This window comes from Bradyrhizobium sp. WYCCWR 12699, from assembly GCF_032144035.1.
Lineage (GTDB): Bacteria > Pseudomonadota > Alphaproteobacteria > Rhizobiales > Xanthobacteraceae > Bradyrhizobium.
Window position 1 is genome coordinate 863,286 of sequence record NZ_JAVTJN010000036.1, and the last position, 14,204, is coordinate 877,489.

At 66.2% G+C, this 14,204-nt stretch carries 13 protein-coding genes and 2 tRNA genes; 7 read left to right on the plus strand and 8 right to left on the minus strand.

All coding sequences use genetic code 11. The annotated features are described in order from the left end of the window. Window positions 1-51: 51 nt before the first annotated feature. Window positions 52-2,109: an ATP-dependent helicase gene (locus RPS27_RS29050; RefSeq protein WP_313754771.1), complete on the plus strand. Its 2,058-nt coding sequence runs from the start codon at window positions 52-54 to the stop codon at window positions 2,107-2,109. Window positions 2,110-2,164: 55 nt separating this feature from the next. Next, window positions 2,165-3,145, plus strand: a complete 981-nt coding sequence (locus tag RPS27_RS29055; protein WP_313754772.1) for an NADPH:quinone oxidoreductase family protein — start codon at window positions 2,165-2,167, stop codon at window positions 3,143-3,145. Window positions 3,146-3,181: 36 nt separating this feature from the next. Here the strand turns inward: RPS27_RS29055 and RPS27_RS29060 are convergent, their stop codons facing one another. Genes RPS27_RS29060 through RPS27_RS29070 form a run of 3 tightly spaced genes read right to left on the minus strand, consistent with a single transcriptional unit; the run spans window position 3,182 to window position 6,299 of the window. Next, window positions 3,182-4,429 carry an amidohydrolase family protein gene (locus RPS27_RS29060; RefSeq protein WP_313754773.1) on the minus strand — a complete coding sequence of 416 codons (1,248 nt, stop codon included), beginning with the start codon at window positions 4,427-4,429 and terminating at the stop codon, window positions 3,182-3,184. Between the two features lie 17 nt (window positions 4,430-4,446). Next, window positions 4,447-4,944 (minus strand): GAF domain-containing protein, encoded by a 498-nt coding sequence (locus RPS27_RS29065; protein ID WP_313754774.1) that lies wholly within the window; start codon window positions 4,942-4,944, stop codon window positions 4,447-4,449. After that, a complete protein-coding gene (locus RPS27_RS29070) occupies window positions 4,941-6,299 on the minus strand; it encodes an MFS transporter (RefSeq protein WP_194402941.1) in 1,359 nt (452 codons plus the stop codon). Before RPS27_RS29070 ends, RPS27_RS29065 begins: the two co-directional genes overlap by 4 nt. 105 nt (window positions 6,300-6,404) lie before the next feature. Between RPS27_RS29070 and RPS27_RS29075 the strand changes: the two genes are divergently transcribed. Next, window positions 6,405-7,334: a LysR family transcriptional regulator gene (locus RPS27_RS29075; protein WP_409517577.1), complete on the plus strand. Its 930-nt coding sequence runs from the start codon at window positions 6,405-6,407 to the stop codon at window positions 7,332-7,334. Between the two features lie 149 nt (window positions 7,335-7,483). Next, the gene (locus RPS27_RS29080; protein WP_313754776.1) at window positions 7,484-8,515 is read left to right on the plus strand and encodes an LLM class flavin-dependent oxidoreductase; all 1,032 of its coding nucleotides are present in this window, start codon (window positions 7,484-7,486) and stop codon (window positions 8,513-8,515) included. A 98-nt stretch (window positions 8,516-8,613) separates the two neighbouring features. Here RPS27_RS29080 and RPS27_RS29085 read toward each other — a convergent pair. After that, a tRNA-Tyr gene (locus RPS27_RS29085) sits at window positions 8,614-8,699 on the minus strand. A gap of 216 nt (window positions 8,700-8,915) precedes the next feature. Between RPS27_RS29085 and rlmB the strand changes: the two genes are divergently transcribed. Continuing rightward, entirely contained in the window at window positions 8,916-9,746 is an 831-nt protein-coding gene (rlmB, locus tag RPS27_RS29090; protein ID WP_313754777.1) for a 23S rRNA (guanosine(2251)-2'-O)-methyltransferase RlmB, read from the plus strand. Between the two features lie 61 nt (window positions 9,747-9,807). Here the strand turns inward: rlmB and RPS27_RS29095 are convergent, their stop codons facing one another. Both RPS27_RS29095 and RPS27_RS29100 read right to left on the minus strand, forming a co-directional pair. Beyond that, window positions 9,808-10,281, minus strand: coding sequence for a hypothetical protein (locus RPS27_RS29095; protein ID WP_194402944.1), 474 nt, complete (start codon window positions 10,279-10,281; stop codon window positions 9,808-9,810). Window positions 10,282-10,326: 45 nt separating this feature from the next. Then, a complete protein-coding gene (locus RPS27_RS29100) occupies window positions 10,327-10,809 on the minus strand; it encodes a hypothetical protein (protein WP_313754778.1) in 483 nt (160 codons plus the stop codon). Between the two features lie 283 nt (window positions 10,810-11,092). On the opposite strand from RPS27_RS29100, the gene RPS27_RS29105 reads away from it, so the two are divergent. Next, entirely contained in the window at window positions 11,093-11,587 is a 495-nt protein-coding gene (locus RPS27_RS29105; RefSeq protein WP_194402946.1) for a hypothetical protein, read from the plus strand. Window positions 11,588-11,744: 157 nt separating this feature from the next. Continuing rightward, window positions 11,745-11,819, plus strand: a tRNA-Thr gene (locus RPS27_RS29110). A gap of 13 nt (window positions 11,820-11,832) precedes the next feature. On the opposite strand, the gene RPS27_RS29115 is transcribed toward RPS27_RS29110, so the two are convergent. Both RPS27_RS29115 and RPS27_RS29120 read right to left on the minus strand, forming a co-directional pair. Further along, entirely contained in the window at window positions 11,833-12,246 is a 414-nt protein-coding gene (locus tag RPS27_RS29115) for a GFA family protein (protein WP_313754779.1), read from the minus strand. 95 nt (window positions 12,247-12,341) lie between these two features. Next, complete coding sequence (locus tag RPS27_RS29120; RefSeq protein ID WP_313754780.1) at window positions 12,342-14,171, minus strand: PQQ-binding-like beta-propeller repeat protein; 1,830 nt, start codon at window positions 14,169-14,171, stop codon at window positions 12,342-12,344. Window positions 14,172-14,204: the final 33 nt, after the last annotated feature.

The window sequence follows — 14,204 nt, forward strand, 5'->3', positions numbered from 1 at the left end:
TTGCGATTCGCGATGGGATCGCCGACTCTCGCCCTTTCACCGGGGCGATTCGTGGCAACATATCTGGACACGCTCAATGCGGAGCAGCGCCGCGCCGTGGAGCATGGCGTGGCCGACGGCGCGACCGTGGGCGCCCCCCTGCTCGTCATCGCAGGCGCCGGCTCCGGCAAGACCAACACGCTGGCCCACCGCGTCGCGCATCTGATCGTCGCAGGTAGCGATCCGCGCCGCATCCTGCTGATGACATTCTCCCGACGCGCGGCGGCCGAGATGGCCGGCCGGGTCGAGCGCATCGCCCGTAAGGTGCTGGGCGAGAACAACGCCGCGATCATGCGCGATGCCCTCACCTGGGCCGGCACTTTCCACGGCATCGGCGCGCGGCTGCTGCGCGAATATGCCGAGCGGATCGGCGTCGACCCTGCCTTCACGATCCACGACCGCGAGGACTCCGCCGACCTGATGAACCTGGTCCGGCACGAGCGCGGGCTGTCGAAGACCGAGAGCCGCTTTCCGGCCAAGGGCACGTGTCTGTCGATCTACTCGCGCTGCGTCAATGCCGAGATGGAGATCGAGAAGGTGCTCGGCCAGCATTATCCCTGGTGTGCGGGGTGGGCCGCCGAGCTGAAGGGCCTGTTCGCAGCCTATGTCGAAGCCAAGCAGGCCCAGCATGTGCTCGATTACGACGACCTCCTGCTGTATTGGTCGCAGATGATGAGCGATGCGCTGATCGCGGAAGAAATCGGCGGCCGCTTCGACCACGTGCTGGTCGACGAATATCAGGACACCAACCGCCTGCAATCCTCGATCCTCCTGGCGCTCAAGCCCGACGGACGCGGGCTCACCGTGGTCGGCGACGACGCCCAGTCGATCTACTCGTTCCGCGCCGCCACCGTGCGCAACATCCTGGATTTTCCGCAGAGTTTCTCGCCCCGCGCGGAGATGATCACGCTCGACCGCAACTACCGCTCGACCCAGGCCGTGCTCGCCGCGGCCAACGGCGTGATTGGACTCGCACGCGAGCGTTTCACCAAAAACCTCTGGACCGACCGCACCGCCTCGCACAAGCCGCAGCTCGTCACCGTGCACGACGAGGCCGACCAGGCCCGCTACATCGTGGAGGAGGTGCTGGCGAACCGCGAGCAAGGCGCGCTGCTCAAGCACCAGGCGGTGCTGTTCCGGACGTCCTCGCATTCCGGCCCGCTCGAGATCGAGCTGACCCGCCGCAACATTCCCTTTGTGAAATTCGGCGGGCTGAAATTCCTCGACGCCGCGCACGTCAAGGACGTGCTGGCCTTGCTGCGCTTCGCCGAGAACCCGCGCGACCGCGTCGCAGGTTTCCGCATCCTGCATCTGTTGCCGGGTATCGGCCCCGCGACAGCGCAGCGCGTGCTCGATCAGATGGCGGAAAGCATGGACCCGCTGCACGCGCTGGCGCATCTCCCGGTGCCGGCACGCACCGGAGACGACTGGATCGCCTTCGTCCGCACGGTCGAGAACTTGCGCCATTCGGAATGGCCCGTCGATCTCGAACGCGTCCGGCTGTGGTACGAGCCGCATCTCGATCGCCTCCACGAGGATTCCGAGACGCGCCGCGCCGATTTGATGCAGCTCGAGCAGATCGCAAGCGGCTATCCCTCGCGCGAGAAATTCCTGACCGAGCTCACGCTCGATCCGCCGGACGCGACCAGCGACAAATCGGGTCCGCCCTTGCGCGACGAGGATTATCTGATCCTCTCCACTATCCACTCGGCCAAAGGCCAGGAGTGGAAGTCCGTGTTCGTGCTCAACGTCGTCGATGGCTGCATGCCGTCCGACCTCGGCGCCGGCACCAGCGCCGAGCTCGAGGAGGAGCGCCGCCTGCTCTACGTCGCGATGACGCGCGCCAAGGACGATTTGCACCTCGTCGTGCCCCAGCGCTTCTTCGTCCATGGCCAGGCCGCCAAAGGCGACCGCCACGTCTACGCCTCGCGCACCCGCTTCATCCCGGAGCAGCTGGTCTATCTGTTCGAGCGCACCGCCTGGCCGAAGTCCGCCGCAGGTGCAGCCCGCACCGCGGCGCAGGGGCCGAAGATCGACATCGGGGCGCGGATGCGGGGGATGTGGCGGTAGACGCAAGAGGCCGGTCGCGAGACCTGTCAGGATCAGTGGAACACAGAGGTCCGACATGAAAGCCGTCGTCGTCGAGCAATACGCCCCCATCGATCAGATCGAGCTGCAGGACGTTCCGTCCCCGCGCATCGAGCCTGGACAGCTGCGTGTCCGGGTGGAGGCCGCCGGGATCGGCTTCGTCGACGGTTTGAAGATCGAGGGACGCTATCAGACCAAGGATCCCCTGCCCTTCATTCCGGGAACGGAATTCGCAGGCGTTGTGACCGAGGCTCCCGGCGCCCCCGGCGGTTTCGAGCCGGGCATGCGCGTGATGGGCATGACGCGGTCTGGTGCGCTCGCCGAGGAGATCGTCGTCAGGCCCGAAGCGGTCTACCCGCTGCCGGACGGTGTTGCGGCCGAGGTCGCCGCCTCGTTTCGCGCCAATTATCTGACCGCGCTCTATGCGCTCAGTGCACGCGCCTCGCTCTGCGCAGGCGAACAGCTCCTGGTGCTGGGCGCGGCCGGCGGCACGGGAATCGCGGCGGTCCAGATTGGCAGACTGCTCGGCGCCCGCGTGATCGCGGCGGCCTCGACACCAGACAAGCGCAGGTTCGCGCAACAACACGGCGCCGACGCTGTGATTGACTACACGCAGACCGGCTGGCGGGACACGTTGAAGGAATTGACCGGAGGACACGGCGCGGACGTGATCTTCGATCCCGTCGGTGGCGAGATCTCGGTGCAGGCGTTTCGCTCCATCGCTTGGCGCGGCCGCCATCTCGTGGTCGGTTTTGCGGCTGGTGCGATTCCGGCATTGCCATTCAACCTGCCATTGCTGAAAGGCGGCGCCCTGCTCGGCGTCGACCTCGCGCAGATTCCGGTGCGCGAGCCAGAGGTGCAGAAGCACCTGATGTCGCAGTTGACGGGCTGGCTCGCCGACGGCCAGCTGAAGCCCGTGGTCGGCCGCGTCTTCCCGCTCGAGGATTTCCGGGACGCGTTCAGGACCATGCAGACACGCGGGGCGCTCGGCAAGATGGTCGTGCGGATCTCAAAATAGGATGCATCGCCGCGCGGGATGTGGCGGTAGCGCCGGCTACGCGCTCAACCTGTCGAACTGGACCTTGCCTGATTTCATCACCATCGGGATGTGCTCGCCCTGGCCGAGCAGGCAGGTGACATCGCGCAGCGGATTGCCGTCGACCACCAGCAGGTCGGCGATGGCCTCGGGTACGATCCGGCCGAGCCTGCCTTCCATGCCGAGCACCTCGGCGCCAATCACTGTCGCGCTGGCGATCACCGCTTGGGGACCGAGGATCTCGGCGCGAATGCGGAATTCGTCGCTCTGCAGGCGTTGCGAGGGGCCAAGCAGGTCGCTGCCGAACCCCATCTTGACGCCGGCGTCGCGATAGATCGCAAGCGAGCGCAGCCCGGCGTCGCGGACATCGGCGATCTTGGCGACGCTTTCCGGCGGCAGGCCGTATTGGGCGCCTTCGTTCGCCAGCGCCTCGTAGGTGACGAGCGTCGGCACCACATAGGCGCCCTTCTCGGCCATCAGGCGCGCGGTCGGCGCATCAACCAGGTTGCCGTGCTCGATGGTGCGCACGCCGCAGCGAACCGCGCGCTCGATGGCAGCGGCGGTGTAGGCATGGGCGAGCACATAGGTCTGGCGCCCGCGCGCCTCCTCAACGATGGCGCGGATCTCGTCCTCGGAATAGCCAAAGGCGCCGACCGGATCGGTCGGCGAGGCGACGCCGCCGGAGGCCATGATCTTGATCTGGTCGGCGCCCATCTGCAGCTCTTCGCGCGCGGCCTTGCGCACGCCGTCGACACCGTCGGCCACGCGCGCCAGCGCGCCGACCCGCACGCAGCACGGACATGGCGCGTCGCTGGCGAGGTAATCCGAGCGCGCCCGCATGTCGCCGTGGCCGCCGGTCTGGCTGAGCGCGCGGCCGGAGACGAACAGCCGCGGGCCGTCGGTGAGGCCTGTCTCGATCGCCTGCTTCAGCGCGTGGCCGGCGCCGCCGGCATCGCGCACCGTGGTGAAGCCCCGCCTGAGCATGCCGCGCAGCAGCAGGGTCGAGCGCAGCGTCACCAGCACGTTCGGCATGCGCACCTGCTGTGCCAGATTGAGCTCGACCGCGATCGCATGCACATGCAGATCGATCAGCCCGGGCATCAGCGTCTTGCCCTTCAGGTCGATGGTGCGATCGGCGGTGACATTGAGCGGCCGGTCCGAGACCTCCCTGATCACGTCGTCCTCGACCAGCACGTGGTGGCCTTCCAGCAGATCCGATCGAAGCGGATCGAGCAGAGCGGCATTCTTGAAGAGAGTGCTGGGCATGGTCGTTTCCTGTCTGGTCAGGACTGTGTGAGCAGCGCGGGCAAGGCGAGCTGGGCGAACGGAAGGCACGCGGCGGCATCGTCCTCGCCGTACCAACCCGCTTCATGGAGCAGGTTGAGCGAGCCGAGCGTGCGCCCGCGCCAGCGCACGGGCATGTTGAGCACGCTCTCGCAACCGAGTGAAGCGATCAGCTCGTGATCGGAGAAGACGTGGCGCAGATCGTCGATCGTGTAGCCGACATAGGCCTCGCCGCGATCGAGCACGGCCTCGGTCCACGGGCCGGGCGCCAGGCGCTTGCGCCCGCCCGTCGGATAAGGCCCAGGAAGATTGGAATAGATCCGCGCCGCTTCCCCGCTGCCGTCGTCATAAGTGAGGATCGTGAACAGCTTGTGCCCGATCGCCGACTTCAAGGCCTGGTCCAGCGCCGAGAACAGCGCATCGGGCTGATCCACCCTGCCCTGCGCAGCCGCTACAGCGCAGAGCAGCGGATCGGCCCGGAATGTCGTCTGCCTCATGCAACTTCGCCCGCGGCGATGTCTTCCAGCGAACGGCCGCGGGTCGGCACGCCCATCACCACGACGGTGAGTGCGCCGATCAGCAGGACGCTGGTGGTGATGCCGAACACGCCGGCGAAGCCGAAATTGGGATAGAGGTAGCCGACCAGGATCGGCGAGACGATCGCGCCGATGCGGCCGATCGCCGAGGCGAGGCCGGCGCCGGTGGTCCGCACCGGCGTGGGAAACACCTCCGCTGTATAAGCGTAGACGCCGGCATAGGTCCCGTTCATGAAGAACGACAGCAAGATGCCGGCAACCATGATGTGCTGGTCGGTCTGCGCGAAGGCGAGCCCGAGCGCGCTGATGCCGCCGAGCACCATGTAGGAGGCAATCGTGGCCTGCCGGCCGATGCGCTCGTTGAACCAGGCGGCGCTGAAGTAGCCGGGGATCTGCGCGCAATAGATCGCGATCGAATAGGCAAAGCTCTTGGTGATGCTCATGCCGTTCTGCACCAGCAGGCCGGGGATCCAGACGAAGAAGGAGTAATAGCTGAAGGTGATCGCAAGCCACATGATCCAGGTCATGATGGTGATGCGCGCCTGCCGGCCCGCCAGCAATGCGGCGAAATTGGCGAGCAGCGTCCCGCCGGTCACGGCGGGCGCTGCTGCTTCGACGACCGGTTGCGGCAGAACAACGCCCTGGTGCGCGAAGCCGGCCTCGATCTTGTCCAGCACCGCTTCGGCCTCCTTCGCCCTGCCCCGGCTCTCCAGCCAGCGTGGCGATTCCGGCAGCGCCCTGCGCCACCACAGCAGCATGACGACCGGCACCGCGGTGATCACCAGCACGATGCGCCAGCCATTGTCATAGGCCGGAACGATGAAATAGCCGAGCAAGGCAGCCGCGACGAAGCCGAAGGAGAAGAAGCCCGCCAGCGCGCCGGTGAAGCTGCCGCGGAAGCGCCGCGCCACGAACTCGGCGAGATAAGGCGCGATGATCGCGCTCTCCGCGCCGGTGCCCATGCCCGCGACGACCCGGGCGGCGAAGAACGACGACCAGCTGTCCACTGCGGCGCTGACGATCGATGCGGCGCAATACAGCGCCAGCGCCGACATCATCACCGCGCGGCGGCCGATCAGATCACCGAGCGTACCCGCCAGCAGCGCGCCGAACAGGAAGCCGATATAAGTGCTGCTGCCGAGCACGCCGATCTGCACGCTCGTCAGATTCCAGGCGGTGCGCAGCACCGGCAGGATGAACGCCAGCACGGCCGCGTCCATCGCGTCGAACATGTAGCCGAGCCCGCCCATCAACAGCAGGTGCGTGTGGAAGCGCGCGTATGGCAGGCGCTCGATACGCGCCGAGATCATCGACATGTCAGTCCCCTCTGTCCGGCGGCCCGGCCTCCGCAACTCCCTGGGGGAACCATAGACAAAGAGATATTATCGTCATAATTTATAATTATGATCTAGTACATCACTGTGGTGAATGTTCTGTCGTTTCGATCGCTCGACCTCAACCTGCTGAAAGTGTTCGAAGCCCTGATGACCGAGGGCAGTGTCACGCGCGCCGCAAACGCGCTGACGATGACCCAGCCTGCGGTCAGCAACGCGCTGGCGCGGCTGCGCGAGGCGCTCGGCGATCCCCTGTTCGTCAGGTCCGGTACCGGAATCCGTCCGACCCAGCGCGCCGTGGTGCTGTGGGAGCCGATCGGCGAGGCGCTCGAGCGCGTTCGCGGCGCGCTCGACGAGCAGGTGTTCGATCCGAGCCGTGCGCCGACCGAGTTCAGCCTCTCGATGTCGGACTACGTCGCCTCGCTGGTGATGCCAGACCTGCTCGGCCATTTCGGCAAGGTCGCACCCAAGGCGCGCGTCCACACCGTCCCCAACACCATCCTGGAGATCGCCGATCAGCTCGAAGACAATCGCGTCGACTGCGTGCTCAGCGTCTATGTCAACGAGGCGCAGCAGCCGGCCGCCATCCGCTCGCGCTCGCTGTGGACGGTCGATTACGCCTGCTTCATGCGGCGCGGACATCCGCTCGCCGCACAGAAGCGGCTGAGCACACGCAGCTTCCTCAACGCCGGACATGTCGACGTGAGTCTTGCCGGCAAGACCTTGCCGTCTTACGACCTCTTCCTTGCCTCGCGCGGACTGTCGCGTAACCTGGTCGCGACGGTCAATCACTACAGTGCCGCCTACGAGGTCGTGCGCCAGTCCGACCTGATCGCGGTGCTGCCGAGCGACCTGCGTTCGCAATCAAGGCACGCGCCGTTCCTGCACGCCATGCCGCTTCCACTTCGGGCGCCAGCGCGCATCGTCAGCCTGTTCTGGCACCAACGCAACGACACCGTGCCGGCGCAGCGCTGGCTGCGCGAGACCCTGGTCGGGATGTTCGCCAAAACCGACTGACGACGCGGGCCGAAACCCGACACGATCCAAAAAGGAAACGGTGGGTTTCTCGAACCAGTATTGTTGCACCGGTCACCGCGGCCTAGCTCCACCGCAACGATGCCCTCCCCACAGTGAGCGGCGCAAGCTGCGCCCGCAGAGACTGATCAATGACCGCCCCCCTTCAATTCGGACTGGACACCTTTGGCGACGTCACCAAGGACGCCTCAGGCGCGATGCTTCCCCATGCGCAGGTGATCCGCAACGTCGTCGACGAAGCCGTGCTGGCTGACGAGCTCGGCCTCGACTTTATCGGCCTCGGCGAGCATCACCGCGCCGACTTCGCGATCTCCTCGCCGGAGACCGTGCTGGCGGCGATCGCCTCGCGCACCAAGCGCATTCACCTCGGCTCGGCCGTGACGGTGTTGTCGTCGGACGATCCGATCCGGGTGTTCCAGCGCTTTGCGACGCTCGATGCACTCTCGAACGGACGCGCCGAGGTGATCCTCGGCCGCGGCTCGTTCACCGAATCCTTTCCGCTGTTCGGCTTCGACCTGCGCAAATATGAAGAGCTGTTCGAGGAGAAGCTCGATTTGTTCGCGGTGCTGCTGTCGCAGAAGCCGGTGACCTGGGAAGGCAAGCTGCGTCCACCGCTGCGGGACCAGTTGGTCTATCCCCCGGTCGAGAACGGCACGCTGAAAACCTGGATCGGTGTCGGCGGCAGCCCGCAGTCGGTCGTGCGCGCCGCTCATTACGATCTGCCGTTGATGCTCGCGATCATCGGCGGCGATCCCGCGCGGTTTGCGCCCTTCGTCGATCTCCATCACCGCGCCGCCAAGGAGTTCGGCCGCACCGCCCAGCCGATCGGCGTGCATTCGCCCGGCTATGTCGCGGAGACGGACGAGCAGGCGCGCGCAGAGCTATGGCCCGACTACAAGGCGATGCGCGACCGCATCGGCAAGGAGCGCGGCTGGCCGCCGATGGGCCGCGACGAATTCGTCAGCGAAGCCGAGCACGGCTCGCTCTATGTCGGCTCACCGGAGACGGTCGCGCGCAAGATCGCGAAGACCGCAAAGGCGCTCGGCATTTCGCGCTTTCAGCTGAAGTATTCGGCAGGGCCGTTGCCGCACGAGAAGCTGATGAAGAGCATCGAGCTCTATGGGCGGAAGGTGGTGCCGATGGTGCGGGAGATGATGGGGTGAGAAACTCGCGTCAGTCCGTCTTCGCCCTTCGCCGGACACCACGCCTCGCCCTTCAGGCATCGCGTGGCTGCGCCACGCGTAGCCCGAAGGGCGAAGCGTGGTGGGGGAGGCAGGACTCGAACCTGCGAAGCCATGAGGCGGCTGATTTACAGTCAGCTCCCTTTGCCACTCGGGACACTCCCCCGCTCAACGGCAGCACAATCGGGCCGGACCTTGCCGGCGGACCGAAGACGGCCATGGAACGTGAGGCCGCGACAGCCCGGATGGGGGCGCGACCGGGCGCGGTTATGGGCGAAGCGGTGGGGTAAAGTCAACCGAGGCGTTCGGGGAAAATGGTCCATAATGGCCTCAGGAGATGGCCAAATTGCCATATTCCGGAACCCGTGACACAAGCGCAGCCATGAACGATCGAAAATTCGCACCCAAGGGCCGTCGCCGGGACGGTAAGCCCTTCAAGAAGGCCGAGAAATCGGCCGGTCGCCCGGCCCGGCGCGACCGCGATTCGGCAACCGACGGGCCGGTCATCCTCTATGGCTGGCACTCCGTTTCCATGGCGCTGGCCAACCCCCAGCGGCGGATTCGCAAACTGACGTTGACCGAGAACGCGGCCAAGCGATTGGCGGACGAAAACATCGCGACCCCAGTCACGCCCGAGATCGTCCGGCCTCAGGTGATCGACCGCCTGCTGTCACCCGATGCCGTGCACCAGGGCCTGCTCGCCGAAGCCGATCCCCTGCCCTCGCCCGATATCGAGACCTTGAAGCAGGAAGGCATGGTGCTGGTGCTCGACCAGATCACCGACCCCCACAATGTCGGCGCCATCCTGCGCTCGGCCGCAGCGTTCGCGGTCAAGGCGATCGTCACCACCGCACGCCACAGTCCGGAAGCGACCGGCGTGCTGGCGAAGGCCGCATCCGGCGCGCTCGAGCTGGTGCCGATCATCACCGTGCAGAACCTCGCCCGCGCGCTCACCGCGCTGAACGAACGCGGCTTCCAGACCGTCGGGCTCGACAGCGAAGGCAGCGAGGACCTCTCGGACGTCGCGCTGCGCGAGCCGCTCGCGCTCGTGCTCGGCGCCGAAGGAAAGGGTCTGCGGCAATTGACGCGCGAGACCTGCAGCGTCGTGGCGCGGCTCGACATGCCCGGCGAGATCAAGAGTCTCAACGTGTCGAATGCCGCCGTGCTTTCGCTCTATGTCGGCGCAAGCCGGCTGGGGCTGATGAAGCGGTAGAAGAGCAAAACGCCCGTTCGCATCGCGCGAACGGGCGTCTCGTCACTCGACCGATCAGAGATCAGTAATAGCGGCGCAGCACGCGGTGACCGCCGTAGTACGGCATCGGCGCGTGGCGGTGGGCGTAGCCGTAGCGCGGACCGTGGCCGTAGTGCACGCGCGGCAGATAGCCGTAGCGCGGACCATAGCCATAGCGATACGGACGGTAATACGGCCGGTGATAGGGAGCGGCAGCGGCGCGATAGCCGTAGCCGTAATTGGCGGGCGCGACGACCGCGTCTTCACGATAGGTCGGATACGGCGCGAAGGCGCCCGGGCCGGTGTAGGTCGGACCCTGGTTGACGTGGTAATATTGCGTGGTCGGCTCGGCGAGACGCTCATAGGCGCCGTAGCCATAGCCGCCGCAACCGGTGTTGCAGCCGGAATAGACCGGCGCGACCGGCTGGCACGGGTTAAAGCCGCAGGCCGCGGCTGGTGCCGTGGCGACGAACATCACGGCGGCTGCCGCGACCAGTCCCGAAATCATCTGACGCATTACTCTCTCCTGTTGATTTCCGTTTTTGTTGGATCTTGACGTTTCTTAACCCGGCGGCCTGCCGGGGACTTGGACGTGCGGCCGCGGTCGCGGTGGCCGCGGACGATCGTTGATCTCGGGCGCGTAGATCACCGGCGGCGGATCGACGGGCGGATCCATCTGCGCCGGAAGCGGCGCCGATTGCGCACCCCAGCTCTGGTGATACCTCTCGGCGGGCTTGGGCAATTTGCGGTTCGCGGGCGGCTCGACCTCGAGCCGGCCGTAGCCGGGCCGCAGGCCCAGCGTCGGATAATAATGGCCGACGTCCTCGGGCTGCCGCTCGGCGACATAGCGCCCGCCATAGATCGTGGGCTGCACCTGCTGGTTCTTGCCGAGGCCCCAGACACCCTCGACGACGGCGTAGGACGCATCGATATTGTTGATGATGATAGGCACGCCGGGGCGGCCGGGCACGACGACGTCGAAGCCGCCGGCAAAAGCCGTCGCAGGCAGTCCGATCAGAAGGGCGGCGAGCGCTACAGCGCGCATGAGGAAACCCCGGTTATCCGGCTGCAACCTACCCGATCACCACGCAGAGAGGGTTAAGGCCTGCTCACCAACTTCCGGTAAGCCTAATGCGTAAGGATCGCGCGTCGCTCAAATGCTGCAAAGCGGGCTAGCGAAGCGTTAACGGCGCATGGCGTCGCCGCCGCGGAACCGCGCCGTGCGCTCACATCCGTTTGACCTTCGTGTAACGAAAATCCACCGGTTTCATCGGAACGTCCGGCGTCGCAAGCGTTTAGCTCTCGTCAACAAATGGGAGCCAACAACCATGAACATCAAGCTACTCGGAGCGACGGCGATTGCGGCGACCATGCTGGCAGGCTCTGCCATGGCGCAGGCGGTCGTCAACGAACCCGGCCGCTGCGCGGCGCAATTCCCCAATGCCAACTGCAAGAACCTCGGCCCCGGCAATCCCTACACCGATCGTGGATCCCGCCATCACCGCATGTCCTACCGTCAGACCAACACCTATCGTCAGGCCAATGGCGATTGGAATAACGATTGGAACAGGAGCCGCACCGGCTTCTGGCCGACCGACGTCGCGGCCGGCGTAGCCGGCGCCGCGATCGGCACCGCCGGCGCGATTGCCTCGGCGCCGTTCCGCGCCTGGGACAATTCCTATGCCTACGACAATTCGTGGGACAACCGCGGTTGGGACAATCGCGGCTGGGACACCCGCACCTACGCCCAGCGTAATGGCTTCGTCTGTACGCCCGGCACCTGGTTCAAGGGACAAGACGGCCGCCGGCACATCTGCCAGTAAGGCGATTCAGCTCTAGCGCGAAACATCAGGCGGCCGTCAAGGCCGCCTGATTCATGTCCGCCAGGACGCGCCTTGGGGTTCTGGCACTTTCCGATCAAGTCTGGTATTGCGGCGCGCACGGGCAGACAGCCCCGGCTCAGCCGGCCCTGCCCGCGTCGCCGGCTTAGCTCAGCGGTAGAGCAGCGGTTTTGTAAACCGAAGGTCGGGGGTTCAATCCCCTCAGCCGGCACCAGCTTCTGACACCCTCATCCTGCGCGCTTTGCCGCGCTGCTCTGCTGGAAGTGCTCGGCACCTGTGATCTCCACCCAGCGATGTTTCGACTGCTCGAACACCGACCTGACCGGCGCCGGGAAGTCCGGATTTGCGATCGCGCCGACGGCGACAGCGATCATTCCCGGCAGATTGTCGGCTTGCCAATAGACCGTTGACCCGCAGTCGGGACAAAAATGGCTGCGCACCTTGCCGCCACTCGCGGCGGTCCGAACATAGGGCTTTGACGCTCCAGAGATCGTGACGGTCTCTGCGGCGTAGAAAGCGCCGATACCGAACGGCGCGCCGGTCCGTCGCTGACAGTCGAGGCAGTGACAGGCGACGACGAGGCGCGAGGGTCCCGGAAGCGACAACGAAAGCGCGCCGCAGCTGCATCTGGCATCGATCATGGAATCTGGTCTCCCTTGACGGCAGATAGAGTTGAAGAGGCAGCGGTGCCCGTCTCAAATGACACGTTGCAGCGCGCTCCGCACCCCTCAGAGCCTCACTCCGTCCCGACCTCGAACGCCAGCAGCACGTTGCCGGCGACGCCGCTCCATTGTCCGTAGCCGGAATTGGTGTAGAGCATGCCGCCGGCGATGACCGGGCCGGGGCCATCGATCGCGCCGCCATGGGCGGGGACGCCGTTCACCGCCTTGAAATCCTGCGCGGTGTCGAACTCCCACACGAGCTTGCCGTCGGGAGCGTAGGCGCGCAGGAAGCCGCTGACGCCGCCGGAAAACACCACGCCCGGGATCAGGCTCACCGCCGCCGAGAGCGCGGGGCTGCATTGCGGGCGTTCGCCGCAGGCGACCGGCGGCACTTCCATCACGACTTTTCCGCTGGCGAGGTCGAGACCGAACAGGCCACCGCCTTGCGTGGGATCGAGCTGCCGCGTGCCGTCGCGTTTGAAGCGCAGGTCGGAATTGGCGACATAGATGCGCTCGCCGTCCGCGGCCGAGCCCCATTCGCTGCCGCCGAGCGAACCGCCCTTCCCGATCCGGGTTTGCCACAGGATCTTGCCGCCGTCGTCGGGATCGAGCGCGTGCACGACGCCGGATTTCTGCGCGATGGCGAGCACGCGCCTGCCGTCGTGCAAGGTCACGAGGATCGGCGACTGGCCGAAATCGTGATCGGGCCCGTGATCCTCGGGACAATTGGTCTTGTCTGCATTGTAGCAGGCGACGACGAAGGCGTCCTTGGGCGTCGCCTGCTGCTTCCACAGCAGCTTCCCGGTCGCGAGCTCGAAAGCGAGGATCGCATCGGCGGTCGCGGCCGGCGGATTCGAATAGGAATTGCTCGTCGCGACATAGACCGCGCCCCGCTTCGCATCGATCGTCGGCGCCGACCAGATCGCGGCGCCGGACGGACCGAAGAGCTGCGTGCCCCTGGCATTCTTGCCGGTCGGATGCGGCACTTCCGGAATCGTATAGGCCTGCCAGATCGTCTTGCCGGTCGCGGCGTCCAGCGCCACGACGCTGCCGCGGAAGGTGCAGCATTCGTAACCGGCTTGCGAGCCCGCCGCTTCCTCGATCGAGGACACCGGCACGTAGAGCACGCCGGCATGCAGCGTCGGAGCGCCGGTGATGCGCGCGGCGGCATGCTCCTCGACTTTGGTCTTCCAGATCAGCGCGCCGGTCAGCGCATTGACGGCGTAGGCGTTGGCACGCAAATCCCCGAAGAAGATCGCGTACTGATCGGAGCCCGGAAGCTGAGCAAAACTGATCGCGGCGCGCACCGCCGCATCGATCGCCAACGTCCACAGCGTGCAGCCGCTTCGCGCGTCGAGCGCGTGCATCTTGCGATCCGTGCCGCCGATGAAGAGCATCCCGCCGACGATGGTGGGCGGCGCAAACGACACCGATGCGCCGGGAAAGGCATAAGCCCATTTCAACCGCAAACGCGGCACCTGCGCCGCGGTCAGTCCCGCCATGTCGGCCGGCTGGAAGCGGCTGTTGCCGGCATCGACGCCCCATCCGTTCCAGCGCGGGCCGTCGAGGGCTTGCAGAAAGCCGCTTCCGGGCTGCGCGCAGCGGCCGTCCGCGTCGGCGGTAGCGCCGCTCGTCGGCATCTTGCCCGTGACAAAGGACACTATGGCGCGGCGTTCGGCATCGCTGCGATCTTTCGTCATCGCCGCCATGCTGCCGGAGGTCAACGTTCCCAGCACGTGGTCGAACGACATCGCCTGCATGGCGCTCCGGGCCGGCACGCGGGTCTGCGCCTCGCTGTCGTGGCATTGCGCGCAATGCGCTGCATAGAGCGCGGCCCCTTCCTGTGCCAACGCTGGCGCACTGCACCAGATCAGCAACGCGGCGGAGATGGCACGAGCGCTCATGGTGGGCTCCGGCATGCGATCGCTTCACACAAC